This window comes from Brevundimonas sp., assembly GCF_032017145.1.
In the GTDB taxonomy this organism is placed as follows: Bacteria; Pseudomonadota; Alphaproteobacteria; order Caulobacterales; family Caulobacteraceae; genus Brevundimonas.
In genome coordinates this window covers 1-26,566 of record NZ_DALZQC010000040.1, presented here as the reverse complement: position 1 = coordinate 26,566, position 26,566 = coordinate 1, and the positions used below count along the sequence as shown (strand labels likewise).

Below are 26,566 nucleotides of genomic sequence, written 5' to 3'. Positions count from 1 at the left end.
CCAGCCGGCGCGCGACCGCGGCCTGCAGGTCGTCGGCGAACGCCTCCAGCCGGCCGGTGAACTTGCCCGCGTCGATGGAGAATTTGTTGTAGGCGATATAGGCCGGAATGGCCGCCGCAAGGCCGATGGCCGTGGCGAACAGGGCCTCGGCGATGGCCGGCGCCACCGTCGTCAGATTGGTGTTGCCCGCCGCCGCGATGCGGCCGAACGCATTCATGATGCCCCAGACCGTGCCGAACAGGCCGATGAAGGGCGAGGCCGTGGCCACGACCGACAGCACGCCCAGGCCGTTCTCGATCCGCTGGCCTTCGCGCGCGATCAGGCTGTTCATCGCCTTGTCGATCCGCACCATCAGAAGGTCGCCCTGATGCTCGTTCAGCACCCCGCGCTGGCGCGCCTCGCGCCAGTCCGACAGGGCGATCACCAGCATGCGCGGCAGGGCGTGGTCCGGCTCCGGCCCGGCCTGGGCCGACACCTCCTCCAGCGATCGGCCCGACTGCACCGCCTTTTCGAAGTCGTCGGCCTGTCGGTTCAGGGCGGTGAACCGCACCGCCTTGTCGATGATGATGGTCCATGACCAGACCGAGGCCGCCGCCAGGCCGATCATGACCGTCTTCACCACCCAGTCGGCGGTCATGAACAGCTCGACGGGGTTCATCATCGAGGCGTCGACGGGCATGGTCATTCAGGCGCTCCGGGCGGAATCGGGATCGGTCACGTCCCTTCTTCGACCGAGGGGACGTGACCATTGTGTGGCGTGCGGCCCGTTTAGCGACGACCCGACCGCCCGTCATCTGACAGGCGCGTCATAAGGGTTAACGAACGGTTATTCCGTGCCCGATCTGCGCGAATGCTAGACGACCAACGAGAACGCATTGCCGAAATTGTGCAGCAGGATGGGCAACAGCAGGCTTCCGGTTCGCAGGCGCAGCCAGACGGCGATAAACGACGGCAGAGCCGTCAGCGCCATCGTCATCGGATCGAACGAGAACTGACCCTGCGAAAACCCAAAGGCGTGCGCCAGTCCAAACAGGACGCACGACAGAACCACGCCCCAGCTCCAGTCGACACCGAGGAAACGCTTCGTGCCGGTAAACGCCTGACACAGGGCAAGCAACAGAATGCCGCGATAGAAGGGCTCCTCCTCCAATCCGGGCATGGTCAGTTGGAAGGCGATGTCCTCGCCGGTGGCCGGCTCACCCGGAAAAGCCAAAGCGATGACGACGAAGAAGGCGCAGTAGAGGACGGCGACCGGCAGGGCGGCCTGCAGGCTGCCCCGGGTCTGAACGAAAGTGAGCCCGCTGCGACGCCATCCGAACGCAGATGATGCGGCGATTACCAGGGTGGCGCTCACAGCGAGCAGCTTGCCCTGCCAGTTCCACGCCCCGCCGATCACATCCGGAAGCAGTCCATAGAAACCCGTAAGAAGCGCATCGTTGACCGCTACCAACAGCGCCGCGATCAGCAGCCAACGCCATGAAAAGCGTGTGCGATCTGTCAATCCGATCAGCGTTCCCACCACAAGCAGAAGCGCCAGCACGCCCCCCAAACCGATCAATCCGTTCACGCGTCCACCCCTCATCCCTTTGACGGGGCAAGTGCTATTGGGGGCCGGGCGATGCGTCTTCTCAGAACCCGGCTTTTCGCTTCTCAGAACCGGGCGTTTTCGTGTGCGGAGCCGAAATCTTCCCGTCTGGCGGCAGTTCGATACTGGCTGGGCGCACATCCTTCGATGGCCCGGAACGCCCGGTTGAAGCTAGCCAGCGACGCGAACCCGCTGTCCAACGCAATTGCGACCAGCTTGTCGTCGGATCGCGCCTGTTCGCGCAACAACCGGCGGGCCTCCGCAACACGGTAGTGGTTCAGGAAGCTGCGGAAATGATCGTGGCCCAGTTCATGATTGACCAGGGTGCGCACGGTGCGTTCCGGCGCGCCCATCCGCACGACGAACGCCGCAAACGTAAGCTCGGGATCGAGAAAGACCCGGTCCGTCTCCATCAGGGCGATCAGCCGGCGATGCAGCACGTTATCCCGTTCAAGAACGGCCTGAGTCGCAATCCCGGCTGGCGACATCCTTGTTTCGGCGACCCCGAACGTGAGCACGTTGGGCCGTACGCTCAAAAGCGTCCCCGCCAGCCAGAGCCCGAACCCGAGGACCATAGCATTCTGGGTCATGGCGAACACCGGCGGACGCCACGCAAACCCGAACAGCACATCCGCCGACAGATCGACGAACAGCATCCCGCCCAACAGCACCGCCACCATGATGCGGGCGTCGTGACGCTGCTGGATCAGGTCGCCCTGACGTTCGGCCAGCAGGCGCCAGACCAGATGGCCGACTATCGCAAAGCCCAGCGGCACCAGCAGACGCGACCACTCCATCCGCGCCAGCGCATCGCCAAACAGTCCGCGATCCAGCGCGGCGATCAGGCCCCACGCCAGGCCGACGCCCAGCACGCCCCCCTTCAGCCTGAACCGGCTATCGAAGCACGACAGGCAGAACCACCACAGGAAAATGACCGTAAAGCCGCTCGTTACATTGGCGGCGACGCCGACCAATCCGTCAGGAGACAGATCGTCAAAGGGCGTATTGCCGATAATGAAACCGGACAGGCACAGGGCCATCGGCGCGAACAGAACGGCGGGCAGGCCGATCCGCCGTCGTTGGCGCAGCAGCAGCCACGCTAACAGCAGGATCGTCACTGCCGCCCCTGCCCGAATGGCGACGTCGATCTGACCGATGATCATCCCGTCACGACGATGGGCGACGACGCATAAAGTTCACTCCGACGCAGCCCGCCGAGTCGGATCGACCGCGACCGAGACCGGGGCGCCGACGCTGATGATGACGCCCTCGTGGCCTTCCTTGGCGATGGAGTAGGTGGCGGCGTCCTTCAGCAGTTGCTCCTCGCATTGACGGTCGCCGGGGCGGCCCAGTTCGGCGCAGCCGCGCTTGGCCGCGTCTGTCCAGCCCAGCACCCGGCGCGTCGCCGCCTCGGCCCGTTTGATCGCCGCCTCGTCTTCCGCCGCCGCCTGGGCGATCAGCGCCTGGCGCGCGCCCTGCTGGTATTGCAGCTCGGCCTGGCCCGCCATCTTGCGCTCCCAGACCTTGTAATAGGGACAGCCCACCAGGCCGCCGCCGACCAGCAGCAGCACCAGCAGAACCGACACCACGACCGCGCCGGCCGACATGTTGTAGTTTTCGCTCGCCATGACCTTCCCCCACGTTTCGCGGTGATTTTAGAGCACTTCACGGCCAGTATGCACCCAACTTCTCCGCTCATCCCGGCGAAAGCCGGGACCCAGATCTTTCGCAGAGAGAGTGCGTCGGATGACCACCGACTTTTGATCTCATGCAACCTTCGCCCAAAGCACTGGGTCCCGGCTTTCGCCGGGAGGAGCGGGATACGAGGGTTCTACCCCGCCCCCGCCAGCCACGGCGTCACCTTTTCGACCAGCCCCTTCGACGGTCGGCGCGGGCGGCCGTCCAGGTGGATGCACACCGCCGTCACCTCGGCCCGGCACAGCACCTCGCCCGCCCGCTCCACGCTCTGGCGGATGATCAACCGAACGCCCTTCACCTGCTCATAGACGGTGCGGACCACCAGGGCGTCGTCGATGCGCGCGGGCTTCAGATATCTGATATTCAACTCGGCGACCACGAAGGCCAGCGGCTCGGCCTCCTCCAGCAGATCGGCGTGCCCTACCCCGATGGCGCGCAGGAAATCGGACCGGCCCCGCTCGAAATACCGCACATAGTTGGCGTGATAGACCAGGCCCGTGAAATCGGTGTCCTCGTAATAGACGCGCACCGGCAACAGATGGTCGCGCCCCTCGAATCGGCCGGCGGTGGGAAGGTCGATGCTCATGACCGCAATCTAGCGCAACCGACGCCTCAGCGCGCCCCCGCCGGCGCGCCGCTGAAGCCGGGGCAGTAGCGCAGGCGCATCTCGCGGAACTCGGTCGGCAGGGGGTCGTCGCTGAACAGGATCCGGTTGGGAATGGAGACGAAGGCCGTCGCCGGCCCGCCCGGCCGGCGCCCCATATAGCCGCACACCGCCCGCCTCTGCCCCGGTTCGGAATAGCGCAACTCGGCCCCCCGCCCCGCCTGCACCCGGATCTGGCGCATCACCCGCTCGTTCGCCGGTTCGGGCGCCGGAGCGCCGCTCGGCCGCGTCGCCAGCCAAACCCCGCCCGCGCACAGGGCCAGCACCCCCGCCGCCGCGATCAGGGCCCAGGTCCGTCGCTGTTGGGAGAATCGCCCGCGCATCCCCTATCCCGCCGTGGCGGCCTCGATGAAGTCCAGCGGCGTGTCCGCCGCCGGCAGGCAGCTGCGGTCCACCGGCGCGGACGGATCGCGCAGGAAGTCGCGCGCCATCTTTCGCGTGCAGGGGCTGGCGTTGATGACGCCGTGGGTGGCGTTGGTCACGATCACCACCTGGCTGCGGGAATAGCCCTTGGCCGCCGCCTCGGTCAGGGGCGGGGGACAGCCGGGGTCGATCTCGGCGGCGACGAACAGGGTCGGGATGTCGGTCGTGACGGGCTGGTTCTCGATGGGCGCGGCCGGGCTCTCGCCCACCGCGTCGCACACGTCGAACAGGCGCGACAGCGACGGGACCAGCACCTCGGCCACAGGATCGCCCGCCGCCCCGGCCGCCAGCCGCGCCCTGGATTCGAACGGCAGTTCCTCCTTGCACAGATGGGCCATGTGCTGGCCCTCGGTGTAATAGGTGCGGTCCTCCGCGATCTCGGCCACCGGCGTCAGGTTTCCGGCGATGATCCCCTCCAGATCGGCCGGCAGCCGCCGCACCCCCGTCGCGCTATAGGTCGTGTCCATCAGAAAGGCCGACAGGTCGTCGACGGTGAAGGTGCGCCCGTCCTTGCCCGTGACCGGCCCGGCCAGCCATTTTCGCGCCTCGGACTCGAACCGCGCCTGCAGGTTCGGATGCCGCGTCGCGCAGGCCGCCTGCGCCTGGCATTTGGCCAGGATCAGCCGCACCGCCGCCGACACCTGTTCGGGCGTGCCGACGGCCCAATTTCCCTCCGGCGGCCAGGGGCTGTCCATCACCGCCGCCCGCACGATCTGCGGCTGGTGGGTGATCACCGCCGCCTCGATGCGCGGCCCGTAGGAGCCGCCCCACAGGTCGATCCTGTCGTAGCCCAGCACCTGGGCCAGTTCGCGCACGTCGTCGGCGATGACGGCGGCGTTGTACTGGTTGAGGTCGATCCCCTTGGCCTGATAGGCTTTCAGACAGGCGATCAGACCGTCGCGGTCGGCGTCCGACGGCGGCCCCGCATCGGTCAGCTGCACCCTCGGACAGTCCATAGACGGATCGCCCCGCCCGCCCCCGCGCTGGTCGAACAGGACCACATCCTGGTCCACCGCCATCAGGTCCGGCCGCCGCGCCAACGCGCGCAGCATATTGCCGACGCCGGGCGTCAGCGCCCCGCCCGGCCCGCCGTGGAACATGAACACCGGCGGCAGCGCCCGGCCCGAGGCGTCCGTGAACGGCTGGCTGGCCTTCAGCACCACCACCGCCACCTCGATGCGCCGGTCGCTGGCCGTGCCGCGCGCCTCGTCCACCGTCAGGGTTCCGCAGGTCGTCTTGCGCACGTCGGTCGGCCAGTCGGTCGGACAGGGTTTTTCGGTGAAGACGGGCGCCGCCGCGCGGGCCGGCGTCGCCGCCGCCAGGCCGCCCCACAATCCAAGGCTCAAAACCAATGCCGCGACAGGACGAAAGATCATGGGGCGCTCCGATGCCGCGCCAGCAAACGCCGATCCGCCCCGGCTTGGCAACGCCTATTCGAACAGGGGGCGGGGGATCAGGCCGCGCGCTTGCGCCGCGCCGCGTCCGTCAGGGCCTGCGCCATCCGTTCGCGCCAGTCCTCCCCCTCCTCGGCGAAGGCCTTGATCGTCTCCGCCGACAGCTTCAGCGCCACGTCCTGCTCGGCGGTCAACCGGGCGTAGAGGTCCGGCATGGCCTCGCGCAGGGGCTGGGCCTTGGCGAAGTCCTCGTCGGTCCATTCGGGGTTGTCTGAATCGTCGATCTCGACGTCCGCATAGTCGTTCGGATCGAGGCTGAGTTTGGGATCAGCCATAGCGTTTGCACTCCCTGGCGTTCGCTCGCCGCAGACTGATGGCCCTCAACGTCCCGTCCCGGAAGGTGAAGGCCAGCATATGCAGCGCCCGTCCAACATACCATAGGCGCGCCATCGTGGCTCGCCCTAATCCTGGCGGTCGTCGGCAAGGACGGCGGCGGCGTGAAGGTCCATCTCGGCCGCCCGCGCCAGCGACAATCCATGCTTGGCGCGATTGCTCGCATCCTTGCCTGGATCGAAGCCGATCCTCATTCGAACAGGTCGCCCGGCGCGGGACCGGCGGCGGGCGGCTGCGGCGCGCTCAGCCCCAGGTGGGCGTAGGCCTTGGCGCAGGCGACCCGGCCGCGCGGGGTGCGCATGATGAAGCCCTGTTGCAGCAGATAGGGTTCGATCACGTCCTCGACCGCGTCGCGCGCCTCGGCGATGGCGGCGGCCAGGGTGTCCATCCCCACCGGCCCCCCGCCATAGTTCTCGATCAGCGCCTTCAGGAACCGGCGATCCAGGCTGTCCAGGCCGGATTCGTCCACCTCCAGCCGCGCCAGCGCCCGTGCAGACACCGCCTTGGTGATCGTCTCGCAGCGGTCGGCGTCGGCGAAGTCCCGCACCCGGCGCAGCAGCCGCCCGGCGATGCGCGGCGTGCCCCGCGCCCGGCGCGCGATCTCCAGCGCCCCGCCCTCGTCGATGCCCGCGCCCATCTTGCGCGCCGTGCCCCGCACCACGGCGGTCAGCTCCTCCGGCGTATAGAACTCCAGCCGCAGCGGAATGCCGAACCGATCCCGCAAGGGTGTGGCCAACAGGCCCGCCCGCGTCGTGGCGCCGACCAGGGTGAACGGCGCCAGGTCGATCCGCACCGACCGCGCCGACGGCCCCTCGCCGATGATCAGGTCCAGCACCTGGTCCTCCATGGCCGGATACAGGATCTCCTCGACCTGGGGGCTCAGGCGGTGGATCTCGTCGATGAACAGGACGTCGCGCGGCTCCAGATTGGTCAGGATCGCCGCCAGATCGCCCGCCTTGGCCAGGATCGGCCCCGACGTCGCCCGGAACCCCACCCCCAGTTCGCGCGCCACGATCTGCGCCAGGGTGGTCTTGCCCAGGCCCGGCGGTCCGAACAGCAGCACATGGTCCAACGCCTCGCCCCGCCCGCGCGCCGCGTCGATGAAGACCTTCAGATTGCCCTTGGCCTGCGACTGGCCGACGAACTCGGACAGGGTCTGGGGCCGCAGGGCGCGGTCATAGGCTTCGCCCGTTTCGGCCTCGGGGGAGAGGATGCGGGTCATGAGTGCGCCGAGTGGCGAGTGGCGAGTGGCGAGTGGCGAGACGTGAAGAGTGCTAGTGAGCAAGAGGTGAGCCAGGCGGTCGCCGAGGTTGTGTCTCGCTCACCTCTACGCTCACCGCTTTGCTCACTTTTCACTCGCCACTCGCCACTCGCCACTCGCCACTCCCTTCCCCTCACCGCCCCAACTCCTGCAGCGCCGCCCGGATCACCGCCGACAGTTCGGCCTCTTCGCCCAGCCGGATCAGGGCCTGATCGACGGCGCGACGCGCATTGACCTCGACCACGCCCAGGCTCAGCAGGGCCGACACCGCCTCGCCGGTGATCGACGGCGGGGGCGGCGCGATCTCGACGTGCATCCCCGGCGCATGCGGCGCAAAACTGGTCTCGCCCAGCGGCTTGCCCTTCAGTTCGGTGACGATCCGCAGCGCCAGTTTCGGCCCCACGCCATTGGCCCGCGCCACCGCCGCCTTGTCCTCGCGCGCCACCGCCCCCGCCAGTTCGCCGGGCGGCAGCACGTCCAGCACCGCCAGCGCCGCCTTCGGCCCCACCCCCTGAATGGCCAGCAGGGTCGTGAACGCCCGCCGCTCGTCGCGCGTCAGAAAGCCGTACAGGCGCGGCCCCGCATCCTCGCTCCATTGCGAATGGATGTGCAGCGTCGCCTCGTCGCCCGGCGCCGGCAGCCGCCCCAGCGTCCGCGCCCCGCACGACGCCACATAGCCCACGCCGGCGCAGTCGATCAGGCAGTCCGCCTCCCCGACCTCGGCCAGAACCCCTCTCAGACGACCGATCACGCCGCCCCCCGATGCATCGCTTCCAACAGGTTCCGCTTCCTCAACTGCGCATGGGTGATCGCCACCGCCAGCGCATCGGCCGCGTCCGCCTTGACCTCGCCCGCCGCAGGCAACAGCCGTTTGACCATGAAGGCGATCTGGCTCTTGTCCGCATGACCTGCGCCCACCACCGCCTTCTTGATCAGGTTCGGCGAATATTCCGCCACAGCCAGACCCGCCTTGGCCGGCGCCAGCATCACCGCCGCCCGCGCGTGGCCCAGCTTCAGCGTCGAGGACGGGTTCACATTGACGAACACCTCCTCCACCGCCGCCTCTTCGCAGCCGTGGGCGGCGCAGACCGCCCCCACATGGTCCAGAAGATGCACCAGGCGCTCGGCGAAGGACGCGGCCTCGGGCGGCGTCACCACACCATGCGCGATCCAGCGCAGCCGCGACCCCTCGGCCGCGATCACGCCCCAGCCGGTGCGCCTGAGACCGGGGTCCAGCCCGATGATTCTGATCGGTTCGTTCGCCATCCGTTCCCCTCATGCCGCAAAGAGGGTTAGCGGGCAATGAACGGTTTCGGATCGGCCCTCAGCGCTGCATCCGCAAAGGGCGGCGAGGCGGAGCGTCCTGGGCCGGCGGCTCCGGCGAAACAGGCTCGACCTCGACCGTCGCGGCATCCGTCTCCACCGGCGCGGGCTCGGCCGTCGGTTCGGCGATCACCGGCGGCGGCTCCACGACCTGGACTCTAGGCGTCGCCTCCTGCCGCCGGTTCGTCACGGCCGTCTGCACCCGCGTCACCAGCCATGTCGTCACGGCGGCGGCGCACAGCAGGACGACGATGGCCCCGCCCCAGGCGCCGGCCTTGACCCACGCCCAGCGCGCGCCCTCCACCGGCGGCCCCGCCGCGCCGGGCAGATCGGTCCTCGGATCGCGCCCCTGCTGCATCCTCCGTCGCTCCCGACCTCAGCCGTGCTTTTCGACATAGGTTTCGGGGTCCTTGTTGACCGGCCTGACCCCGGTGATGTGCTCGGCCTCGAAGGCGGCGAACTTGACCGCCAGGTCATGGCGCATGTCGATGTCGGCGTTCATGCGGAAATCGGTCAGCCCCTGCCGCTCCTCCTCGCCCATGTGTTTGGAGTTGACCACATTCGCCTCGCCCACCGCCTCGAACCAGGCCTTGGACCCGACCTTGTGCTTTTCGACGGCCTTGACCGCGTCGCGCAACTTGTTGTGGTCTTCGATGGCGTCCTCGGTCTCGCCCTCGACCGTGCCGTCCTCGGCGTCGTTGGCCCCCTCGCCCTGTTTCAGCAGCTCGGGATAGAAGAACCGCTCCTCGGCCTCGGCATGGACGTCCAGGAACGCCGACAGCCGGCCCCACACCTTGGTCAGGGCGTCCGTGTCCTTGGGATCGATCTGTTCGATGATCGAGAACAGCCGACGCTGTTCGGCATGGTCGTCGAGGATCAGTTGGGTGATGTCCATGGGGCGCTCCGGGCGTAATGGTGAAGCCCCGATACGCCCCACACCCCGGCCGGTTCCGTGCGAACGACTCGCTGCTGTCAGGCCAACGGTTCGCGCGCGCCGTGCCAGAGACGGAGGATCGTGACCGCCTCGTCGCCGACCGCATAAACGATCGAATAGGGCGTGCCCAAGACGGTCAGTTCGCGCGTCCCGGCCTGGCGTCCCTCCCGGCCGCGGTTCGGCATGTCGCTCAGAGTGCGCGCAACCTCGATCAGGCGATCCTGCACCCGTTCTGCGGCTGAGGGATTATCGGCGGCGATGAAGGCTTAGGCGTCGAGCAAGTCGGCCAGCGCCTCGTCGGTCCAATCGACCCTCATCCCCCGCGGGCGGCCCGCTGCACAGCAAGCGCTGCGACCACCTCCTCGTGCGAGTGGACCCGGCCTTCCGCCAAGGATTTCAACCCCTGCTCCACGGCCGCCGCGAAGGCCGCCTCCTCGTCTGCGGAGACGAAAGGCGCGGCCTCTTCTTCCACCGCCATGTCCAGCACCGCCATGGCGACGATGTCGTCGATCAGCGCCTGCCGGGCGTCCGCCAGGGCGTCCAGCTTGGCCTTGACGGCCTCATCCAGGGCGATGGTCACGTGCACGGTCATGCGGAAACCGTATCACAGCCCCCAGGGGCGTGAAACGCGCCGCCCGTCACCCCGCGTATTTGGCGGCGTCCTCGTCCGAGACGTCCTCGTTGGAATAGACGGCCGATACGTCGTCCTCGGCGTCCAGCGCGTCCAGCAGCTTGAACAGGGTTCCCACGGCCTCGCCGGTGACCGGCACGTCCGACTGCGGCTTCCAGACGATGGCGGTGGACTTGGGGTCGCCCAGCACCTTGGACATGGCCTCGGCCACCTCGTTCAGGTCCTCGTAGGCGGTCCAGATCACGTGGCCCGGCGCGTCCTCGTAGATGTCGGGCTTGACCAGGTCGCTCTCGACGTCGGCGGCGCCGGCCTCGATGGCGGCCTCCATCACCGCGTCCTCGCTGCCCGCCTCGGCCGGATAGGTGATCTTGCCCACCTTGTCCCACATGAAGGCGACCGAGTTCATCTCGCCCAGGGCCCCGCCGTTCTTCTTGAACGCCGTGCCGATGTTAGAGGCCGCGCGGTTGCGGTTGTCGGTCAAGGCCTCGACGATGATGCCCACGCCGCCCGGACCCCGCCCTTCGTAGCGAACCTCCTCCATCGTATCGACGTCGCCGCCGGCGGCCTTGTTGATGGCCCGCTGGATCACGTCCTTGGGCAGGCTTTCGGCCTTGGCGTTGTTGACCGCCAGGCGCAGGCGCGGGTTGGCCGCCGGGTCGGGCAGACCCGACTTGGCCGCCACCGTGATGTCGCGCGACAGTTTGGAGAACAGCTTGGAGCGCTGCGCGTCGGCGCGCCCCTTGCGGTGCATGATGTTCTTGAATTTCGAGTGGCCGGCCATGGGATCGTCTTTTGCGCGTTCTGAAACCTTGAGCCGCGCGTCCTAAACGATGGGCGGCATCCTGTCACGATGGCTCGCGGGGGTGGAACCTCCACCGTTTGGGCGTATTGATCCCGGCAAGAGAGACGGAGCGTAAAGTCATGACCGCCGACGACACCATCTACGAAGCCGAAGGCTATATGGACGACGACCTGCACGAGGCCGACATCGTCGAATGGTACGAGGCTCGCCCCGTCACCGTCTCCACCGCCGTCGCAGCCGGCGCCGTCATCACCGCCTTCACCCTGGGCGCCCTCACCGCCGTCGGCGCCCTGTTCCTGATCGGCCGCCTGGACGACTGAATAACTTTATTCCGCTCATCCCGGCGAAAGCCGGGACCCAGTACTTTCGCTCGGCAATGCTTTGGACGGTGAGCGCGTCAGAACATCGCGATCTTCCGCCAAAAGCGCTGGGTCCCTGCTTTGACCGGGATGAGCGGGATTTAAAAAGCCCCCCTCAATCCGCCCGCAGGTTCTCCACCACCGCGCGCAGGCGTTCGGGCAACGGCTTGGGCCGGCGGGTTTCGGCGTCGACATAGACGTGGACGAAATGGCCGATGGCGGCGGGCGCGTCGACGCCGCGCTTGAACACCGCAAAGCCGTAGGTGACGCTGGAGGTGCCGATGCGGTCGACCTTGATCCCGACCTCGATCACGTCGGGGAACTTCAGCGACGAGGTGTAACGACAGCCGGAATCGACCACCAGGCCGATGGATTGGTTCAGGGCGTCGGCGATCAGCAGATGGGCGTTCACCGCCGAGTCCACGAACTCGTAGAATTTGGCGTTGTTGATATGGCCGTACTGGTCGTTGTCGGCCCAGCGGGTGGAGACCATGTGATAGGCCTTGTAGGTCGCCCGTTGCGCCAGGGCGCCCTCGTCACGTTTCGGCATCGTCGTTTCCTCTGGGCGACGCGAACCGCCGCTCTCGATCCCGACGCTCTCGCTTGGACGACGTAAGGTCAAGCGCCTATCGGTAGGCGTCCGATCACGAACGCGCTGGCCGACAGCGCGCGCCAAGGGGAGCCCCTATGACCCTGACCACCCGCGCCGCCGTCCTGTCGCAGAGGGGCGCCGCCCTGCCCTACGCCGACAGCCGCCCCCTGTCGGTCCAGACCGTCACGCTGGACCCGCCCGGCCCCGGCGAGGTCCGGGTCGCCGTCAAGGCCGCCGGCCTGTGCCATTCGGATCTGTCGGTCATCAACGGCGACCGCCCCCGCCCCATGCCCATGGCCCTGGGGCATGAGGCGGCCGGGGTGGTCGAGGCCCTGGGCGAAGGGGTCACGGACCTCAGCGTCGGCGATCACGTCGTCATGGTCTTCATGCCGTCCTGCGGTCATTGCGACCCGTGCGCGGGCGGCCGCCCCGCCCTGTGCGAGCCGGGCGCCGCCGCCAATGGCCGGGGCGAGCTTCTGTCCGGCGCCCGCCGCATTTTCCGCGAGGGCGAACCCGTCAACCACCACCTGGGCTGCTCCGCCTTCGCCGAACGCGCCGTGGTCTCGCGCCGCTCGCTGGTGAAGATCGACCCCGCCCTGTCGTTCGAGGAGGCGGCCCTGTTCGGCTGCGCCGTCCTGACCGGGGTCGGCGCCGTGGTGAACACCGCAGGGGTGAAGGCGGGCCAGAGCGTGGTCGTCATCGGCCTGGGCGGCGTCGGCCTGGCCAGCGTCCTGGGCGCCCTGGCCTCGGGCGCCTCGCCCGTCGTCGCCGTCGATCTGTCCGATGAGAAGCTGGCCCTGCCCCGCACCCTCGGCCCGGTCTTGACCGTCAACGCCGCCGACCCCGATGCGGTCGATCAGGTCCGCGCCCTGACGAACGGCGGCGCCGACTTCGCCTTCGAAATGGCCGGCTCGGTCCGGGCGCTGGAAAACGCCTGGAAGATGACGCGGCGCGGCGGAACCACCGTGACCGCCGGCCTGCCGCCGCCCGACGCGGCCCTGGCCGTCAACGTCGTCTCCCTGGTAGGCGAGGAGCGCACGCTGAAGGGCTCCTACATCGGAACCTGCGTGCCCAGCCGCGACATCCCCCGCTACGTCGCCCTCTATCGCCAGGGCCGCCTGCCCGTGGACCGACTGATGAGCGGCGTCATCCCGCTGGACGACATCAACAGCGGCTTCGACCGCCTCCACGCCGGCGAGGTCGTCCGGCTGATCGTGCGGCCCTGATCAGCCTCTGCCAAAGCCTGAGAAAAAGCGCATCACAACGGGCACAACGCGGTCACGACGAGCACGACGGAGCCGTGCCGGTCGCCAACGTCCTGATGGCCTGCGGCGGCGAAGCCGCAGATCGACCAACCGCCTGGACATGGGAACCGGAAGCCAACGCTGCTCCGGTCCCGTCGTGTCCTTCGTGACCTCGTCGTGCCCGTTGTGACGAACGCCTCTAACGGCCCGTCCTCGGCGGCGCGTTCTTCACATACTGGTCCAGCCAGCGGGTCATCTCCCACAGCGTATGGCCCACCGATTCCCGCGCGCGGTATCCGTGCGCCTCCAGCGGCAGGGTGACGTAGCGCGCCGTCGCCCCCAGCCCCTTCAGCGCCGCATAGAACCGCTCGGACTGCACCGGGAAGGTGCCCGAATTGTCGTCCGCCTCGCCGTGGATCAGCAGGATCGGCTCGTTCATCTTGTCGGCGTAGGTGAAGGGCGACATCTCGGTATAGACCTCGGTCGCCTCCCAATAATTGCGCTGCTCGGACTGGAAGCCGAACGGCGTCAGGGTGCGGTTATAGGCCCCGGAGCGCGCGATCCCGGTCCTGAACAGGTCGGTGTGGACCAAGAGGTTCGCGGTCATGAAGGCGCCGTAGCTGTGGCCGCCTACGGCGATCCGGTCGCGGTTCGCCACCCCCATCCGCACCACCGCATCCACCGCCGCCTGGGCGTCCGCCGTCAGCTGTTCGACGTAGGTGTCGTTCGGCTCGGCCCCGTCCTTGCCGATGATGGGCATGGAGGGGTTGTCGAAGATCGCATAGCCCTGGGTCAGCAGGAACAGATGGCTGGACCCGCCCGGCCGCACGAAGCGGTTCTGCACATCCACCGTCTGGCCCGCCACCGCCGCATCGGTGAACTCGGCCGGATAGGCCCACATCAGCATCGGCAGCGGCCCGTCGCGATCCTTGTCGTAACCGGCCGGCAGATACAGCGTCCCCGACAGCTTGACCCCGTCGGCCCGCTCATAGGTCACCAGCTGCCGCGTCGCCTCGGCCAGCTGCGGCGCCGGATCGGGGAAGTTGGTCAGCCGCGTCGTCTGGCCCGTCGTCAGGTCGCGGATCTGCAGGTTGGGCGGATCCAGCCGCGTCTCGCGCTGCGTCACCACCCGCTTGCCGTCCGCATCCAAAAAGCCGACCACCGCCTCGTAATCCGTATCGGCCGAGGTCCACAGCCGTTCACTGCGCCCGGTCGCCGGGTCCATCGCGGCCAGGAAGGGGAACTCGCCCTGCGGCGTGGCGCCCGCGCCCGACATCAGGATGCGCCCCTGCGGATCGAACCGGATCACCGACCGCCCCGCCGCGTTCGGCTGGGTCACCGGCTGGCCCGGATTGTCGTAGCGCGCCTGATAGTTCCGCTCCAGCAGCACCCGGCCCTGGCCCGGATTGGACGGATCGACTGTGAACCGCGTCTCGTGCCGGGTGTTGAACCAGCGGCTGTTGACGATGGCCAGGTCGTCCCGACCCCAGACGATGCCGCCATACCGCTCCTTCAGATCGATCAGCTTGACCGGCTCGCCCGTGAACGGCGCGGCCTGCATGAAGACCCGGTCCCGGAACTCGGCCTCGCGCCTGATGTCGCCGCCGTCCAGCGCCTCGACCCAGGTCAGGGTGGCCGGCGCATCGGCCCGCCAGCCGACCGAACGCGGCCCCGGCGCCACGGCGTCGAAGGCGGTCGGCACATCGTCCCTCAGCGGCAGGTCGGCGATGGTCCGCACCACCCGCCCGTTCAGATCCGTCACCACGATCTCGGTCGGGAACAGATCGTCCGGCACCGCATAGGAATAGGGCCGCTTGGCGATCTCATGCAGGATGTATTTGCCGTCCGGCGACACCGACGCATCCAGATAGACCGCCGGCGCCCCGATCGTCCGTACACGGCCGTTCAGCGGAACCAGTGTCAGCTGGCTGGTGAAATAATGGTCGAACAGGGCTTCGTCGCCGGGGTTCGACAACAGGTCCTGATAGGTCCGCACCGGCGCCACCCGCCCGGCCGTCTCCTCGATGTTCGGCCCCGTCGGCGCCGCCGTCACGTCCGGCGCCGGCCCGCGCCCCGCCGGAACCGCCTCGACCAGCAGGCCCGAACTGTCGGGCAGCCACTCATACCCCGTCCCGCCCGTCATATTGACCACCGGATCGGTCAGCTTGCGCGCCCGCGCCGAGGCCACGTCCACGACCCAAAGCTCCAGCCCCGTCGGCCGATCCATCACAAAGACCAGCGACTTGGCGTCCGGCGAGAACCGCGGCGCCGTGAACCGCGCGCCGCTGGGCAGGGCCACGATGCGGGGTTGCCCACCGTCCACCGCCTGCAGGCTCAGGCCCGTCAGCCACGACACCCGGCTTTCGGCCGCGCCGTTGTTCCTGGGATTGATCCGCGTTCCGGCCAGCCTCAGCATCGGCTCGGCCAGGGCCTTGATGCTGGGCAGGTTCGACCGATCCATCAGCACCAGCGTCCGCCGATCCGGGCTCAGCATCGACGACGGCGTCGGCTTGGCGTCCAGAATGTCCGCGATCGGCGCCGGCGGCTGCTGATAGACCATCGGCCCCGCCGCCGCAGGGCTGTTCGCCGCCGTCCCGTTCCCCGTCTGGGCGAACGCCGCCCCCGCCGTCGAAGCCAGCAACACCGTCGCCAGTGCCAGCCCGGCGCCCCGCATACCCATGGTCATCATCCGAAGTCCCCACAAAAGCCGAACCCCAGACCTACCCGCCCCCGCCCCCGACGCCAACCCCGAATGCTGTTACGGTGTTACAGACAAGGATGTCTTCCCCGCTCATCCCCGCGAAAGCGGGGCCCCAGTTCTTTCGCTCGGCAGGACGTGGATCAGGCCCGCGTCATTCTTTTCGGACCGTTCGCCCAAAGCGCTGGGTCCCCGCTTTCGCGGGAATGAGCGGATTGGTGAAGCCCTCCCAAATCGTCATTCCGGGGCCGCGCGCAGCGAGGAACCCGGAACCCAGGACCAGCGCCCCGCCATCGGACACGTTTGGCCCAAACCCGCGGCCTGGCTCCCAGGTCCGTCCTTCGGACGCCCCGGAATAACGCCGACGAAGGTGAGGTTCAGGCCCCCAGCAACCGCTCCACCTCATCCCGCTCCGGCGCGGACGGTTGCGCCCCTGCCCGCGTCGCCGCGACAGCCCCGGCCGCGCAGGCGAACCGCAACGCCTCGGCCGAGTCCATGCCTTCCAGCAGGGCGACCGTGATCGCCGCCACGAAGGCGTCGCCGGCGCCGGTCGCATCGACCGCCTCGACCACCGGCGGGGTCGCCCAGGCCATTTCGACGCCGCGCTGGTACATGGCCGCACCCTTGGCGCCCTTGGTGACCACCACCCGGCCGCCGCCCCGGTGCAGGCCGTCGCCATAGAAGGCGGCCTCGGTCTCGTTGACCACGATCAGGTCGGCGCGGCGCAGCAACAGTTCCGACACCGGGGCGGCGGGCGCCAGATTGGCGCAGACGAAGCCCGTCGCCCGGCCCACCGCCGCCTCCACCGTCTCGATCGGCAGCTCCAGCTGGACGATCAGCGCGCCCTCGATCCGCTGCGGCAGTTGTTCGGGCGTGACCATGTGGTTGGCCCCGGCCGCGACCACGATCTGGTTCTCGCCGCTCGGATCGACGGCGATCAGGGCGACGCCGGTGGGCGCGGCCACATCGATCTCCACCCCCGCCAGATCGACGCCCAGATCCTCCATCAGGGCCAGGGCCTCGCCGGCCATGGCGTCGTCGCCGACCCGGCCGATCAGACAGACCTCGGCGCCCAGTTTCTCGGCCGCCAGCGCCTGGTTGGCGCCCTTGCCCCCCGGATGGCGCGCCAGGGTCGCCCCCGTCACCGTCTCGCCCGGCGCCGGCAGCTGGGGCGCGCTGGCGACCAGGTCCAGGTTGATCGAGCCGACGACGGTGATCCTCATGCCGCGCCCTTAAGCGTCTCGACGATCAGGTCGAACACCCCCTGCGCGTCCGCCGCCACGGCCCAGCGATGCCGCGCCGTCGCCGGATCGACCCGGAACTCCACCGCAGTATGGCCGCGCGTCAGATCCGAGGCGGTCTCCACCTCGATCCGGCACGCCTTCGTCTCGAACAGGTCGGGCCGGATCAGCCAGGCGATGGGACAGGGGTCGTGCAGGGGGGCTGAATCCCACCCCACGACCTCGCGCTCGACCCGTTGCGAGAACCGCAGCATCGCCGCCGTGGCCCGCGCGGCGTCGCTGTCGATGGCCTCGACGGCGGCGATCCGGTCCTCGGTCGCGCGCACCTGATGGGTCGCGTCCAGGCCGAAGGCGACGACCTGACACCCCGATCCGAACACCACCGCCGCCGCATCCGGGTCGGCCCAGATGTTGAACTCGGCGGAAGGCGTGATGTTGCCGCCCTCGGCCCGCGCGCCGCCCATGACGACCACCGGCCCCAGCCGTTCGGCCAGCCGCCGCTCGCGCCGCATGGCCAGCGCCAGATTGGTCATCGGCCCCAGGACGGCGATGGCGACCGAGCCTTCGGGGCGGCGCATCACCAGGTCGACGATGGCGTTGGCGGCCGGCCCGTCGCCGACGATGCCCGTCGGCTCGAACGGCTCCAGATCGCCCAGCCCCTCCGGCCCATGGAACTCCCCCGCCCCCGCCGGCGGGCGTTTCAGCGGCCGTTCCGCCCCGCCGAACACCGGCACGTCCTCGCGCCCGGCGATCTGGCGGATGATCCGCGCATTGCGCTGGGTCTTGGCGCCGGGGACATTGCCCCCGACCGTGGTGACGGCCAGCAGCTCCAGCTCGGGCGCCGCAAAGGCCAGGAACAGCGCCACGGCGTCATCCACGCCGGGGTCGCAATCGATGATCAGGGATTGAATGCTCACCCGCTTCGTTTGGCGGGCCGAACGCCGTGGGGCAACCCCCGTCGAGGGATGAAACTACAGACACGCCTCGACGCAGGCCCGCGCCAGCACATCGGCCGAGTCCGTCAGCGGCGCGGCGGCCTCCTCCGCCCGCAGCAACAGCGGAACCTCCGTACACCCCGCGATCAGGGCTTTCGCCCCCGCATCCGCCAGGGCCCGGGCCAGCCCGCGCATCCCCGCCCGCGCCGTCTCGCCGACGTCGCCGCGCTTGACCCCATAGACCAGGCCCATGAAGGTCTCGCGGTCCGCGCCGTCCAGCAACACCGCCTCGACCCCGCGCGCCGCCAGCACCGCCTGATACAACCGCTCGCCCCCCGGCGTCGCCAGGACCCCGATCCGCCGCGCTCCGGACGCCGCCGCCGCATCCGCCGTCGCCGTGATCATGTCGATGAATTTCAGGCCCTGCGCCGCGCACACGGCGCGGATGGCCGCCGCCTGACCATGGGCGGTGTTGCACGGCATGGCGATCACGTGCGCCCCCGCCGCCGCCAGCCGCGCCGCCATCCGCCCCAGCTCTTCCTCCGCCTCGCCCGGCCGCACATTTCGGTCGGGAACCTGGGGGTTCAGGTCCATCACCACCCGAATATGGTCCGCATCCCCCTCGGCCGGCGTCAACGCCTGCACCCGCGCCAGAAACGCCACCGTCGCCGCCGGCCCCATCCCGCCCAGAACGCCCAGGATCCTGCTCATGCCACCCTTTCTGAACCGCATCGGTTCGCGTTCGAGCGCTCGAGACGCCCCAGCGACAGACCGCCAAATCGCTTAGCGACGCTCCCGGAATCCGCTAGGTTCAATCGACACTCAGTCAATCGAATTATCAGATCGTCATTCCGGGGCTGAGCGAAGCGAAGAACCCGGAACCCAGGGCTAAGGTCGCGCCGCTGAACGCAGCCGACGCCGGATGCGCGCCCCCTGGGTTCCGGGTTCGTCCTTCGGACGACCCGGAATGACGATCTGAATTCGAAAGTCGATTAGCCTTAGGCTTGGCCGTCGATGAACCCCGCCTGAACACCGTTCGCCCGGCTCGGCGGGAGCCAAGCCGCGCCTCGACCGTTGCCGTCCCATGACCGCCGCCGCCCCGTTCGTGAACCTGGATCGAGAGCGGGCCTATGTGTCGGATCTGGGCCGCGCCTTCGCCGGCGCCCTGGTGTTCAACATTCCGCTGCTGATGACGATGGAGATGTGGGAGCAGGGCGTGGTCATGGACCGCTGGCGGCTGCTGACCTTCATCCTGTGCGGCCTGCCGCTGCTGTACGGCCTGTCCTACTATGCGGGGTTTTCAAAGCGGCGCGGCCTGGTCAACGACGCGCTGGACACCGCCGTCGCCCTGGCGGTCGGCTTCGTCACCGCCTCCCTCCTGCTGATCCTGTTCGGCGTGGTGGAATGGGACGCCCCGCCGCGCGAGGCCCTGGGCATGGTCGCGCTTCAGGCCGTTCCCGGCGCCATGGGCGCCCTTCTGGCCCGGCGTCAGCTCAGCGGTGAAGGCGGCGGCGACACGGACGAGGAGGAGGCCTCCTATTTCGGCGAACTGTTCCTGATGGCGGCGGGCGCCCTGTTCTTCGCCCTGAACATCGCCCCGACCGAGGAGATGATCCTGATCGCCTACAAGGCCTCGCCCGCCCACATCCTCGCCATGATCGCGGTGTCGGTCCTGCTGCTGCACCTGATCGTCTTCAAGGCGGGCTTCGCCGGTCAGGAAGAGGCCGACCGTCCCGCCGCCGCCTTCCTGCATTTCACCCTGCCCGGCTACGCCATCGCCCTTGGGGTCAGCCTGTTCACCCTGTTCCTGTTCGGGCGCGCCGACGGCCATTCGGTCGCCGGCGTGGTCCAGACCATGGTCGTCCTGGGCTTTCCCGCCTCCATCGGGGCCGCCGCCGCCCGCCTTCTGGTCTGACCGCCCATGCCCGCCAAGACGAAACGCGCCGCCGCCTCCACGCCTCGCCCGGTGCTTCAGTGGGTCATGGCCGGGGTCGGCGCGGCCGTCACCCTGGGCGCGGTCGGCATCGTGGTGTGGGAGGCGCTGCAGCCGTCGTCGCCCCCCGCCCTCAGCGCCCGCATCGTGGCGGTCCAGTCCACCGCCGCCGGCCAGGTCGCGACCGTCCGTGTGCGCAACGACGGCGACGACACCGCCGCCGCCGTCGATATAGAGGGCGTGCTGGGCGACCAGACCGCCACCGCGACCCTGGACTACGTCCCCGGCCACGGCCACGCCCGCGCCTACCTCCGCTTCGACGCCGATCCGCGCCGGGCGGCCGTCGCGGTCAAGGGCTGGTCGGCGCCCTGAGACAGGCTTAGGCGGACTGCGCCATCACGGCCTGCCGCATCCGCTCGACCGCCTCCGTGCTCGACCGGCCATCGGCTACGGTCTCGCGCAGCAGAGGCTCCAACGCAGGGGTCACGCGTACGCTGGCCATGGCCCATCCCGTGAAGCGGCGTTCGGACACAGGGATGCGCTCCATGATCGTCACCGCCTCGTGCCGCCGGTCGTCGGCCAGCCGGATCATCAGCCGATCGAGGTCCTGTGCGGCGCCCTCCAGCACCTGCAGGAACCGGCCGTCATGGATCATCAATGCCCCGGTCAGGTCGTCGCGCGCATTGTTGCGCTGCGATGTCGCCAGGATATCCACCTGCATCAGCAGGCTGTCGGCGTCGCCCCTCGCCCGGCTGGTATAGACGATCCGCTCCAGCGCCAGCCCCATGATCGCCCCTCCTCTGTCCCCGACGAAACGCCGCCCGAACAGCATAGCCTGAAAAATGGCCGCCACAACAATAACTTATGTCAGATATCGCACATCTCGACTTCCCCCGTCGGCCGCGTTAGGCTGAACGCGTTCTCCGGGGGGTCGCAATCGAGCGGCTGAGATAGAGGTTTCTCCTCTGACCCGTCGAACCTGATCCGGGTCATGCCGGCGAAGGGATGAGTAACGCTTTCGGTCCTCCGCCACAGGACCCACGCGCCCGACGTCGGCGGACCTCACACCGTTTGAGGCCGCCATGAACATCCAAGTCACCCCGCCCGCCCTGCCCGAAGAGCCCAATGTCGAGTTGGCTCTGAAAGACGCGCGCGAGGAGGTCATGCGCGAGACCGGAACCATTCCGACCGGCGAACGGGCCGGCAGCCGCAAGGTCTATGTCGCCGGCGAACTCTATCCCGACATCCGCGTCCCCTTCCGCGAGGTCGCCGTCCACCCCTCGGCCAACGAGCCGCCGGTGACGATCTACGACAGCTCCGGCCCCTACACCGACCCGACCGTCACCATCGACATCAAGCGCGGTCTGCCCCGCGTGAAGTCGTCGTGGCAGCTGGATCGCGGCGACATCGCCCCCGTCGCCAATCCGCGCGAGGTCAAGCCCGAGGATAACGGCCACGCCAGCGGCCGCCACCTCGCCCCCCGCTTCGACGTCTCGAACCACCGCGTCTTCAAGGGCGTCGAGGGCCGCCCGGTCACCCAGTACGAATACGCGAAAGCCGGCATCATCACGCCCGAGATGGAATATGTCGCCATCCGCGAGAACCTGCGCCGCGAGCAGAACAGCCCCTGCATCCGCGACGGAGAAGACTTCGGCGCCGCCATCCCCGACTTCGTGACGCCCGAGTTCGTCCGGCAGGAGATCGCCCGCGGCCGCGCCATCATCCCGCACAACATCAACCACCCCGAGGTCGAGCCGATGATCATCGGCCGCAACTTCCTGGTGAAGATCAATGCGAACATCGGCAACTCGGCGGTCCTCTCCTCCGTCGATGACGAGGTCGACAAACTGGTCTGGGCCACCCGCTGGGGCGCCGACAACGTCATGGACCTGTCGACCGGCCGCAACATCCACAACATCCGCGACTGGATCATCAGGAACTCGTCCGTCCCCATCGGCACCGTGCCCATCTATCAGGCGCTGGAGAAGGTGAACGGCATCGCCGAGGACCTGACGTGGGAGGTGTTCCGCGACACCCTGATCGAACAGGCCGAACAGGGCGTGGACTATTTCACCATCCACGCCGGCGTGCGCCTGCCCTTCGTGCCGATGACGGCCAAGCGGGTGACGGGCATCGTCTCGCGCGGCGGCTCCATCATGGCCAAATGGTGCCTGGCCCACCACAAGGAGAGCTTCCTCTACGAGCATTTCGAGGACATCTGCGACATCATGCGCGCCTATGATGTCAGCTTCAGCCTGGGCGACGGCCTGCGCCCCGGCTCCATCGCCGACGCCAATGACGAGGCCCAGTTCGCCGAGCTGCGGACCCTGGGCGAACTGACCAAGATCGCCTGGGCCAAGGGCTGCCAGGTCATGATCGAGGGCCCCGGCCACGTGCCGATGCACAAGATCAAACAGAATATGGACGAGCAGCTGAAGCACTGCCACGAGGCGCCCTTCTATACGCTCGGGCCGCTGACCACCGACATCGCGCCGGGCTATGACCACATCACCTCGGCCATCGGGGCGGCCATGATCGGCTGGTTCGGCACGGCCATGCTCTGCTACGTCACGCCCAAGGAGCACCTGGGCCTGCCGGATCGTCAGGACGTCAAGGACGGCGTCATCACCTACAAGATCGCCGCCCACGCCGCCGACCTGGCCAAGGGCCACCCCGCCGCCCGCCTGCACGACGACGCCCTGTCCCGCGCCCGGTTCGAGTTCCGCTGGGAGGATCAGTTCAACCTGGGCCTGGACCCCGAAACCGCCCGCAAATACCACGACGCCACCCTGCCCAAGGAGGCCCACAAGACCGCCCATTTCTGCTCCATGTGCGGCCCCAAATTCTGCTCGATGAAGATCAGCCAGGACATCCGCGACGCCGCCAAGGCCCAGAACGACGCCGGCGGTTCGCTGTCGGAAGCCGAAGCCGGCATGGCGGAGATGAGCGCGAAGTTCCGCGCCGGCGGCGGGGTTGTGGAGGTGAAAGTGTGAGGGGGTTTCGTTAGGCGTTGCCGAAATCTAACGCTTGCTGCGCTCCGCGTGTGAGCTGACGGCGTTCCTCCAGCTCACGCATAAATGTCTGCATAAAGGGCGCATCAATAAGCTTGCGGTGCAGGTTCATCATGCGTTTTTCCGCCTGCCCGATGAAAGCGTTGTAGAGTAGAGGTCGGATGACTACGCGGTCACCTTCGCGGCGATCTCCCGTCTCACCGGCTTCGATTCTATCGCCAAGCACGTAGGCAACGACGTCAGTCCGGTCGGTCACATATCCTCTAGCCATCAACTCTTTGATATACTTCCACGCTTGCCCCTTCTCCTGTGCGCCCAGTGGCACACCAGGCTTTTTAAGTTCGACAACGACAAGCGCTGCAACTCCCACCTCGTTGAACGACTCGTCGAAAAGAGGACGCGAGTAAAAGCCAACCGACCCATCCGGCAGGATCACGAAGTCTGGCCTGTTAAGAGAGCCCGGCTCCGAGCCGCCCATCAGGTCACGAATTACAGTCGACATGCCACGGTTGGATGTAAATTCGATGCTCTCGAACTGTGGACCGAATATCCAAAGCGACTGTCCGATCAAAGGCTGGAGGTCTTGAACCTCTTGCGTAGCCTCATCCTCAGTCCGAACCCGGAGTTCCTCGATTAGCCTTAGGCGCTTTGCGATCTCGTCGAGAGCGGCCTTGGCCGTAGCCACCGACCATTCTTCCAGAACGTCGTTCCACCCGTCGAGCTCATCAGGCGAAAGCGCGTGCAGCTTCTCAATCAGCGCATACTGCGACGTAGAAAGTTCGAGGTTGGCTAAAAGCCCCATCACCTGGTCGATCTGCGTCTCCGACAGGCTGGGACACTTCTCGACAATCTCATCCAGAAATGCCTCCCACCGGCCCCGCTCGACCAAGGGCATCTGGTCAACTGCTTCGAGATGCTTTGACCGTACAGATTGCTTCGCTTTCTCGCGTCTTTCGCTTGTAAGGCCGCTGATCGTTTGTCGAATTGCCTGAGAGACCTCTGTCTGAGTTTGGCGCCAGGCTTCGTTCTCTGGTCGAAAATTGGACCAGTCTGGCAAAACAGACGCGGCCAAGAAGTCTGCAAAGACGATGAAGGTGTAACGCTTCGCTTCTTCCGTTCGGCCATCGATGAAACGCTCATCGAAAACGTTCCAGCCTCCTTGGCCGACCAACCGACGATTTACCCACCAAGCAACCCCGTGCTGCTTGGTCGTTCGATCGGGCCGCATGCTGTCGATGACGACGAGTTTCGCGATTCCAATTCCATCGACAGGCACTTCGATTACTTGAATGGAGTCTGCTGGTACATCGTCAAACGATACCTTCACTCCATCCACAGCCACTTCGAACGACGGGTCCATAAGGAACCGCGTGCTCAAAATCGACCGTGCATCATCTGCGGTGAGCGATGAAGAAATCGGCGAGGTGCCGCTGATCTCTGTGCCGTGGCCCTCCACCCCCTTGATTAGTACTGGCTCCGACACTTGGATGGGTTGTGTCACGCCCCCTTGGGAGACCAGATAGGTAGCTTCGGTGCCATTCTTCCACGTTCGCACACGATAAGGTGAGGAAAAGAGGAACGCTGCGTGCCGGCCCCGTCCGTTACGACCATACACCTTGCGCGGTAGGGCACCGGTTAGCTCATGAGGCGGCTCAACGAGACCGCCTTGATGGCTGATCCTGTCATACTCAAGAGTTCGCCAGCGAGTTTCAAACTCGCTAGGCGACATGCCGATCCCGTTGTCTGTGATTTGAAAAATCGCCTGGGTCGCGCTGTTCGGCCAAATGATATCTACCTTGGTAGCATATGCGTCCCACGCATTGGCCACCAACTCAACCAGCGCCGTTGTTGGGTCCGACATGATCGAACCGGCGTAACGCCCGAGAAAGCGTTCGTCGAATAGCGTTCCTTGTTCTGATTTGTCTGCCATAGTGAACTTATTGCAGAGCTGCTAAGCCGCCGGAAGTGAATTTCCCGCCTTGCGAGAATACAGTACAAGCCGTGCGTCCGGAGGCACGATAGCAAAGCCGAACCGCAATGCCCACCCTCGTCCTCCTCGCCGGTCCGAACGGCGCCGGCAAGACCACCTTCATCAACCGCTTCCTGCGTCAGCGGGCGGAGGCGTTTCGGTTCGTGAACCCGGACGAGGTCGCGCGTGGTCTGATGGGCGAAGGCGCGGCGCGCGATCTGGCGGCGGGGCGGCTGGTGCTGGAGCGCCTGGACGCCATGTTCGTCGAGCGGGACGACGTGGTTCTGGAGACGACCCTGGCCACCCGCTCCCACGCCCCGCGCATCCGCCGGTTCAAGGCCGCCGGATACCGGGTCGAACTGATCTATCTGCGTCCGCCCTCGGCGGACTTCTCAGTCGCCCGCGTGGCGCGCCGCGTGGCCCAGGGCGGCCACAACATTCCCGAGGCTGCGCTGCGCCGCCGTTTCACCCTCAGCCTCGACTATCTGGAGGCGACCTACAAACCGCTGGTGGACGCGTGGGAGGTCTATGCGAGTAGCGACGACGGCCTCGAACTGTTAGATTGGGGGCCGCAATGAACACGCTTTTCGACCGAGAAACTGTTCTGAAGGCCGGACGCGACGCCGCGCGGATCGCGCGCGAAGGCACGCGCGAGGAGAAGTCCGGCAAGTTCCTGCCGCCGCCCGGCTGGAAGGGGCATCTGGTCACCGCCGCCGACGCCGCGCCCTCGCGCCGGAAGACGCGCGCCTAGGCCCCCCTCCCCTCGAGAGCGGGGCGGATGAACGGCTGGCCCGCCTTCCTATGCACAATGTGCCTGCGCGGGCCGTTGAAATCCCTCGTCTTTCGGCAAAATGTGCGGCCCCGACCTATCACGGTTCCGGGCGGGGTTAGACTGGGGCGGCGCTCCGTTTCGGGGGCGTGGGCCAGGGGCTGAAGACGCAGATGGACAGCAACGCACCCCGCATCATCGCGCGCGGCGAGTGGGAGCAGAACGAGTTCGGGGACCTGTCCTACATTCCCCGGCACAAGGTGCCGCCGATGGGCGATGCGCGCGGCAATATCGGCCCCTGGCAGGAGGGGCGCGATCCCGACGACCTGCCGGTCGACGAATACATCCCCGGCGCCCCGACCGATCCGGCGGTCGCCGCGGCCATGGCGGAAATCATGGCCGCGCGGGATGCAACCGGGGCCGGGTCACGCGGCGGCTATGTCCGCGCGTCAGAGGCTGCGTGGCAGGCGGCGGCGAAGGACTATCTGGCGGGCGACAGCGCCGAGACGGTCAGCGCCCGTTACGGCATGGCGGTCAGCACCTTTCGCGCCCGCGCCGCCGAGGAAGGCTGGCGGCGCCGGGACCAGCCCGACCCCGCCCCTCTGGATGATCGCGCGCCCGACGCTGACCTGCCCGCCGACCTGCCCGACCCCCTAGGTTCTGTGGACACTTATCGCATCCATAAGATGGTTGCGGCGAGGTGCAGG

General features: G+C 67.7%; 32 protein-coding genes and 1 riboswitch. Of the genes, 8 read left to right on the top strand and 24 right to left on the bottom strand.

What is annotated here, in order from left to right:
* The 17 genes from tolQ to RTU05_RS08690 all read right to left on the bottom strand — a co-directional run.
* The coding region (gene tolQ / locus RTU05_RS08770; RefSeq protein WP_312597496.1) for a protein TolQ at window positions 1-685 on the bottom strand (685 nt) is incomplete at its 3' end.
* A 168-nt stretch (window positions 686-853) separates the two neighbouring features.
* Window positions 854-1,567, bottom strand: coding sequence for a CPBP family intramembrane glutamic endopeptidase, BDIM_20840 family (locus RTU05_RS08765; RefSeq protein ID WP_312597494.1), 714 nt, complete (start codon window positions 1,565-1,567; stop codon window positions 854-856).
* Window positions 1,568-1,650: 83 nt separating this feature from the next.
* On the bottom strand, window positions 1,651-2,748 hold the full coding sequence (locus tag RTU05_RS08760) for a helix-turn-helix domain-containing protein (RefSeq protein WP_312597492.1): 1,098 nt from the start codon (window positions 2,746-2,748) through the stop codon (window positions 1,651-1,653).
* A gap of 33 nt (window positions 2,749-2,781) precedes the next feature.
* A complete protein-coding gene (locus tag RTU05_RS08755; RefSeq protein WP_312597490.1) occupies window positions 2,782-3,213 on the bottom strand; it encodes a hypothetical protein in 432 nt (143 codons plus the stop codon).
* Between the two features lie 203 nt (window positions 3,214-3,416).
* Window positions 3,417-3,869, bottom strand: a complete 453-nt coding sequence (ybgC, locus tag RTU05_RS08750) for a tol-pal system-associated acyl-CoA thioesterase (RefSeq protein ID WP_292044504.1) — start codon at window positions 3,867-3,869, stop codon at window positions 3,417-3,419.
* Window positions 3,870-3,895: 26 nt separating this feature from the next.
* A complete protein-coding gene (locus tag RTU05_RS08745; protein WP_312597488.1) occupies window positions 3,896-4,270 on the bottom strand; it encodes a hypothetical protein in 375 nt (124 codons plus the stop codon).
* A gap of 3 nt (window positions 4,271-4,273) precedes the next feature.
* On the bottom strand, window positions 4,274-5,746 hold the full coding sequence (locus tag RTU05_RS08740; RefSeq protein WP_312597486.1) for an alpha/beta hydrolase: 1,473 nt from the start codon (window positions 5,744-5,746) through the stop codon (window positions 4,274-4,276).
* Between the two features lie 77 nt (window positions 5,747-5,823).
* Window positions 5,824-6,099 (bottom strand): BrnA antitoxin family protein, encoded by a 276-nt coding sequence (locus RTU05_RS08735; RefSeq protein WP_248118431.1) that lies wholly within the window; start codon window positions 6,097-6,099, stop codon window positions 5,824-5,826.
* 126 nt (window positions 6,100-6,225) lie between these two features.
* Window positions 6,226-6,351, bottom strand: a complete 126-nt coding sequence (locus RTU05_RS08730; RefSeq protein WP_312597484.1) for a BrnT family toxin — start codon at window positions 6,349-6,351, stop codon at window positions 6,226-6,228.
* A complete protein-coding gene (gene ruvB / locus RTU05_RS08725; protein ID WP_312597482.1) occupies window positions 6,348-7,379 on the bottom strand; it encodes a Holliday junction branch migration DNA helicase RuvB in 1,032 nt (343 codons plus the stop codon). Before ruvB ends, RTU05_RS08730 begins: the two co-directional genes overlap by 4 nt.
* Window positions 7,380-7,551: 172 nt before the next feature.
* Window positions 7,552-8,169 carry a Holliday junction branch migration protein RuvA gene (ruvA, locus tag RTU05_RS08720; RefSeq protein ID WP_312597481.1) on the bottom strand — a complete coding sequence of 206 codons (618 nt, stop codon included), beginning with the start codon at window positions 8,167-8,169 and terminating at the stop codon, window positions 7,552-7,554.
* Entirely contained in the window at window positions 8,166-8,684 is a 519-nt protein-coding gene (ruvC, locus tag RTU05_RS08715) for a crossover junction endodeoxyribonuclease RuvC (protein ID WP_312597480.1), read from the bottom strand. Before ruvC ends, ruvA begins: the two co-directional genes overlap by 4 nt.
* A gap of 58 nt (window positions 8,685-8,742) precedes the next feature.
* Entirely contained in the window at window positions 8,743-9,099 is a 357-nt protein-coding gene (locus RTU05_RS08710; RefSeq protein ID WP_312597478.1) for a hypothetical protein, read from the bottom strand.
* Between the two features lie 18 nt (window positions 9,100-9,117).
* A complete protein-coding gene (locus RTU05_RS08705) occupies window positions 9,118-9,636 on the bottom strand; it encodes a hemerythrin domain-containing protein (RefSeq protein WP_312597476.1) in 519 nt (172 codons plus the stop codon).
* 77 nt (window positions 9,637-9,713) lie between these two features.
* Entirely contained in the window at window positions 9,714-9,935 is a 222-nt protein-coding gene (locus RTU05_RS08700) for a type II toxin-antitoxin system RelE/ParE family toxin (protein ID WP_312597502.1), read from the bottom strand.
* 53 nt (window positions 9,936-9,988) lie between these two features.
* Window positions 9,989-10,267 carry a hypothetical protein gene (locus tag RTU05_RS08695; RefSeq protein ID WP_312597474.1) on the bottom strand — a complete coding sequence of 93 codons (279 nt, stop codon included), beginning with the start codon at window positions 10,265-10,267 and terminating at the stop codon, window positions 9,989-9,991.
* A gap of 46 nt (window positions 10,268-10,313) precedes the next feature.
* Complete coding sequence (locus RTU05_RS08690; protein ID WP_087120598.1) at window positions 10,314-11,087, bottom strand: YebC/PmpR family DNA-binding transcriptional regulator; 774 nt, start codon at window positions 11,085-11,087, stop codon at window positions 10,314-10,316.
* A gap of 140 nt (window positions 11,088-11,227) precedes the next feature.
* Between RTU05_RS08690 and RTU05_RS08685 the strand changes: the two genes are divergently transcribed.
* Window positions 11,228-11,428, top strand: a complete 201-nt coding sequence (locus RTU05_RS08685) for a hypothetical protein (protein ID WP_312597472.1) — start codon at window positions 11,228-11,230, stop codon at window positions 11,426-11,428.
* 154 nt (window positions 11,429-11,582) lie between these two features.
* On the opposite strand, the gene RTU05_RS08680 is transcribed toward RTU05_RS08685, so the two are convergent.
* Window positions 11,583-12,017, bottom strand: a complete 435-nt coding sequence (locus tag RTU05_RS08680) for a thioesterase family protein (RefSeq protein WP_312597470.1) — start codon at window positions 12,015-12,017, stop codon at window positions 11,583-11,585.
* 137 nt (window positions 12,018-12,154) lie between these two features.
* Here RTU05_RS08680 and RTU05_RS08675 point away from each other — a divergent pair, with 137 nt between their 5' ends.
* On the top strand, window positions 12,155-13,285 hold the full coding sequence (locus RTU05_RS08675) for a zinc-dependent alcohol dehydrogenase family protein (RefSeq protein ID WP_312597468.1): 1,131 nt from the start codon (window positions 12,155-12,157) through the stop codon (window positions 13,283-13,285).
* 217 nt (window positions 13,286-13,502) lie between these two features.
* Here the strand turns inward: RTU05_RS08675 and RTU05_RS08670 are convergent, their stop codons facing one another.
* The 4 genes from RTU05_RS08670 to RTU05_RS08655 all read right to left on the bottom strand — a co-directional run bounded on the left by RTU05_RS08670 (window position 13,503) and on the right by RTU05_RS08655 (window position 18,888).
* The gene (locus tag RTU05_RS08670; protein WP_312597500.1) at window positions 13,503-15,989 is read right to left on the bottom strand and encodes a prolyl oligopeptidase family serine peptidase; all 2,487 of its coding nucleotides are present in this window, start codon (window positions 15,987-15,989) and stop codon (window positions 13,503-13,505) included.
* Window positions 15,990-16,378: 389 nt separating this feature from the next.
* The gene (locus tag RTU05_RS08665) at window positions 16,379-17,224 is read right to left on the bottom strand and encodes a ribokinase (RefSeq protein ID WP_312597467.1); all 846 of its coding nucleotides are present in this window, start codon (window positions 17,222-17,224) and stop codon (window positions 16,379-16,381) included.
* Window positions 17,221-18,159, bottom strand: a complete 939-nt coding sequence (locus RTU05_RS08660) for a nucleoside hydrolase (protein ID WP_312597465.1) — start codon at window positions 18,157-18,159, stop codon at window positions 17,221-17,223. The genes RTU05_RS08665 and RTU05_RS08660 overlap by 4 nt, the downstream gene beginning before the upstream one ends.
* Window positions 18,160-18,213: 54 nt before the next feature.
* Complete coding sequence (locus RTU05_RS08655) at window positions 18,214-18,888, bottom strand: amino acid racemase (RefSeq protein WP_312597463.1); 675 nt, start codon at window positions 18,886-18,888, stop codon at window positions 18,214-18,216.
* A 373-nt stretch (window positions 18,889-19,261) separates the two neighbouring features.
* Here RTU05_RS08655 and RTU05_RS08650 point away from each other — a divergent pair, with 373 nt between their 5' ends.
* Window positions 19,262-20,092, top strand: a complete 831-nt coding sequence (locus tag RTU05_RS08650; RefSeq protein ID WP_312597461.1) for a TIGR02587 family membrane protein — start codon at window positions 19,262-19,264, stop codon at window positions 20,090-20,092.
* Window positions 20,093-20,098: 6 nt separating this feature from the next.
* Entirely contained in the window at window positions 20,099-20,482 is a 384-nt protein-coding gene (locus RTU05_RS08645) for a hypothetical protein (protein ID WP_312597459.1), read from the top strand.
* 7 nt (window positions 20,483-20,489) lie between these two features.
* Here the strand turns inward: RTU05_RS08645 and RTU05_RS08640 are convergent, their stop codons facing one another.
* Window positions 20,490-20,897 carry a BLUF domain-containing protein gene (locus RTU05_RS08640; protein ID WP_312597457.1) on the bottom strand — a complete coding sequence of 136 codons (408 nt, stop codon included), beginning with the start codon at window positions 20,895-20,897 and terminating at the stop codon, window positions 20,490-20,492.
* Window positions 20,898-21,024: 127 nt separating this feature from the next.
* A riboswitch (TPP riboswitch) is annotated at window positions 21,025-21,134 on the top strand.
* Window positions 21,135-21,273: 139 nt separating this feature from the next.
* Here RTU05_RS08640 and thiC point away from each other — a divergent pair.
* Window positions 21,274-23,103 carry a phosphomethylpyrimidine synthase ThiC gene (gene thiC / locus RTU05_RS08635; protein ID WP_312597498.1) on the top strand — a complete coding sequence of 610 codons (1,830 nt, stop codon included), beginning with the start codon at window positions 21,274-21,276 and terminating at the stop codon, window positions 23,101-23,103.
* Window positions 23,104-23,113: 10 nt separating this feature from the next.
* On the opposite strand, the gene RTU05_RS08630 is transcribed toward thiC, so the two are convergent.
* A complete protein-coding gene (locus tag RTU05_RS08630; RefSeq protein WP_312597455.1) occupies window positions 23,114-25,051 on the bottom strand; it encodes an ATP-binding protein in 1,938 nt (645 codons plus the stop codon).
* Between the two features lie 107 nt (window positions 25,052-25,158).
* Here RTU05_RS08630 and RTU05_RS08625 point away from each other — a divergent pair, with 107 nt between their 5' ends.
* The 3 genes from RTU05_RS08625 to RTU05_RS08615 form a co-directional block, all read left to right on the top strand.
* Window positions 25,159-25,668: an AAA family ATPase gene (locus RTU05_RS08625; RefSeq protein WP_312597453.1), complete on the top strand. Its 510-nt coding sequence runs from the start codon at window positions 25,159-25,161 to the stop codon at window positions 25,666-25,668.
* Entirely contained in the window at window positions 25,665-25,841 is a 177-nt protein-coding gene (locus tag RTU05_RS08620) for a hypothetical protein (protein WP_312597451.1), read from the top strand. The genes RTU05_RS08625 and RTU05_RS08620 overlap by 4 nt, the downstream gene beginning before the upstream one ends.
* Window positions 25,842-26,032: 191 nt before the next feature.
* The coding region (locus RTU05_RS08615; protein WP_312597449.1) for a hypothetical protein at window positions 26,033-26,566 on the top strand (534 nt) is incomplete at its 3' end.